Source organism: Maritalea sp. (assembly GCF_051251695.1).
Taxonomy (GTDB): Bacteria; Pseudomonadota; Alphaproteobacteria; order Rhizobiales; family Devosiaceae; genus Maritalea.
Genome location: NZ_JBPOEU010000101.1, coordinates 1 through 2179, shown reverse-complemented (window position 1 = coordinate 2179; position 2179 = coordinate 1). Strand labels below are relative to the sequence as shown.

At 50.5% G+C, this 2179-nt stretch carries 4 protein-coding genes and 1 pseudogene; 3 read left to right on the top strand and 2 right to left on the bottom strand.

The genetic code is table 11. From position 1 onward, the window contains the following. Positions 1-345 (top strand): annotated as a pseudogene (locus ACSHWX_RS18425) (elongation factor 4); the annotation flags it as partial. A 116-nt stretch (positions 346-461) separates the two neighbouring features. Continuing rightward, the gene (locus ACSHWX_RS18420; protein ID WP_435669667.1) at positions 462-1052 is read left to right on the top strand and encodes a hypothetical protein; all 591 of its coding nucleotides are present in this window, start codon (positions 462-464) and stop codon (positions 1050-1052) included. Here the strand turns inward: ACSHWX_RS18420 and ACSHWX_RS18415 are convergent. After that, on the bottom strand, positions 1045-1350 hold the full coding sequence (locus ACSHWX_RS18415; RefSeq protein ID WP_435669666.1) for a hypothetical protein: 306 nt from the start codon (positions 1348-1350) through the stop codon (positions 1045-1047). The two genes, ACSHWX_RS18420 and ACSHWX_RS18415, sit on opposite strands and share 8 nt — an antisense overlap. Positions 1351-1730: 380 nt before the next feature. Between ACSHWX_RS18415 and ACSHWX_RS18410 the strand changes: the two genes are divergently transcribed. Further along, on the top strand, positions 1731-1916 hold the full coding sequence (locus ACSHWX_RS18410; RefSeq protein ID WP_435669665.1) for a hypothetical protein: 186 nt from the start codon (positions 1731-1733) through the stop codon (positions 1914-1916). Here the strand turns inward: ACSHWX_RS18410 and ACSHWX_RS18405 are convergent. Next, the coding region (locus ACSHWX_RS18405) for a hypothetical protein (RefSeq protein ID WP_435669664.1) at positions 1917-2179 on the bottom strand (263 nt) is incomplete at its 5' end.

The window sequence follows — 2179 nt, the reverse complement described above, 5'->3', positions numbered from 1 at the left end:
ATGTCCATCCTCGTCAACGACGAACCTGTCGATGCGCTCTCCACCATGGTCCACCGCCAACGCGCTGACGCCCGTGGTCGTGGCATGTGTGAAAAGCTCAAAGAACTCATCCCGCGTCACATGTTCAAAATCCCTATCCAAGCCGCTATCGGCGGTAAAGTCATCGCCCGCGAGACCCTAGCCGCCCTGCGCAAAGACGTGACCGCCAAATGTTACGGCGGTGATGCGACGCGTAAGAAGAAACTGCTCGAGAAGCAGAAAAAAGGGAAGAAGAAGATGCGTCAATTCGGCCGTGTGGAGATCCCGCAGCAGGCGTTTATTAACGCGCTGAAGATGGATGACTAATCGCTGCGCGATTAGTCATCCATTTTGGTGTCGTGTTATCTATATGAAATTGCTTAGATTCATAGGCCCATTGTTCTTGGTGCCACGTTGGCTATGCTGAAGAAAAAGAGGCAAAAATGAACAAGCAGTTTGTAACGGCTCCGCAGCCGACGTTGAAGCGCGTGGCCGACATGGATGGTCCAGATTTTTATCCTACTCCAAAGTGGGCGACATACGCGTTGGCGGACAATGAGAAGTTTTCAGGCGATGTTTGGGAATGTGCTTGTGGTGATGGGGCTATGTCTGAAGTCTTTGAGGACGCTGGCCACGATGTCCGTAGCTCCGACCTCTATGATCGGGGGTATGGGGATGCAAACGTCGATTTCCTGACTGCCAGCGGACGTTCAGATAACATTATAACCAACCCCCCTTTCAACGCTGCAGAAGAGTTCGTATCGAGCTGTTTGGATAAATCTAACAAAAAATTTGCGCTTCTATTGCGTTTGGCCTTCTTGGAGGGCGCAAAACGGCAGCAAACGATTTTCAACGTTGCTCCACCTAGCAAGGTTTGGGTGTTCAGTGAGCGGATTACCTTTTATCCTAAAGACGTTGTACGCAAAGGCAGCGGAACAACTGCCTATGCGTGGTTTGTTTGGGACAAAGATAAAATTGGTAGCACGGAAATATCTTGGCTACCTGTTGGTTATAAGAAAATGAAGTTTACTTAAGATTTGTCGCGTGTCTGCGGCCAACTTTAGTTAGCGTCCAAGACTCATCATCTTTGTTGTAATCGGCATATCCGCAGGACTGAAGTCCCGTACTTTGATTGCGATGTGAGACTAAATTTCTCACTTTCTGGGAAAAATATGTGTCGCTTCTATTTATTGCGATGTCTGCATCATGACCAGTCGGCCCTAAATTTTTAGATAAAATTCTGATTAGTTGACTGGTTTTGAGTGTTTGGCCTTGAGCCTGCAAGAGTGCTTTGAGAGCAGCGATGCGGATTTGTGCTTCAGTATATGTCAATAGGTTCTCCTTTTTTGACTAGGTAACTAATATGGGTATCGCTGGCTATCAGTTCAAGTAAATGTGATAATAATTGTTTAACACTTTTGTTCATTCTCTTGGCCGACACCGTAGGCCAGCGCCTGTTCAGAAGGGCTTTCGCCGCCCCATCGGGGGCGACGGTCCCTTCTTCATCCCCATGGGAGGGCGCTAAAGCACCCAACCCAGGGTCACGCGCTGCCCTAGCATTTCCTAATGAACCGCCCGCCAAGCTCACCAATGCGAAACGGTTAGACCTGCGCATCGTGTATGTTTACGGTCTCCGACTTGCTCCAAATCAAAGCACAGCCCAGACAAACCTATATCCTCTCATCGAAACACCTGAATATGAGGGCACTCACATGATCCGTCTTGCTGGCATCTTGTTTTCGATTATCTCCACCACGCTCATGGGCATTGGTATCATCATCGCTGTGGTCACGGGCAATGACACCCTGAACCCCATCCTGATCGCCGCCGCCGTCGGTTTCGTCGCGGCCATTCCTGTGACGTGGATTGTGACCAAGAAAATCGTCGAGGCGATGTGATCACGGCCCGTCGTGCAGCGATTTCACCCAAGCCCAGAACCCACTCCAGCGCTTGTCTTGCCCCAACGCGCGGTAGGCGTCTTTGTCGGCTTTGATCGCCGCCAGTTCTTGTTTGATCTCGGGGTGCAGCATGCCTGCGCGCAGACCGGTTTTTAAATCTTCCGGCCCGTCTATTTCTTCGGCTTGGGCGTCCCAAATGCGAAACAGATCGTCAAAGCTGATCAGTGCGGCCCGTGCCCGCCCATAGCGTTTCACGATCACCT

Coding starts and splice junctions, on each gene's coding strand:
- ACSHWX_RS18420 (WP_435669667.1), top strand. CDS start 462: ATGAACAAGCAGTTTGTAACGGCTCCGCAGCCGACGTTGAAGCGCGTG.
- ACSHWX_RS18410 (WP_435669665.1), top strand. CDS start 1,731: ATGATCCGTCTTGCTGGCATCTTGTTTTCGATTATCTCCACCACGCTC.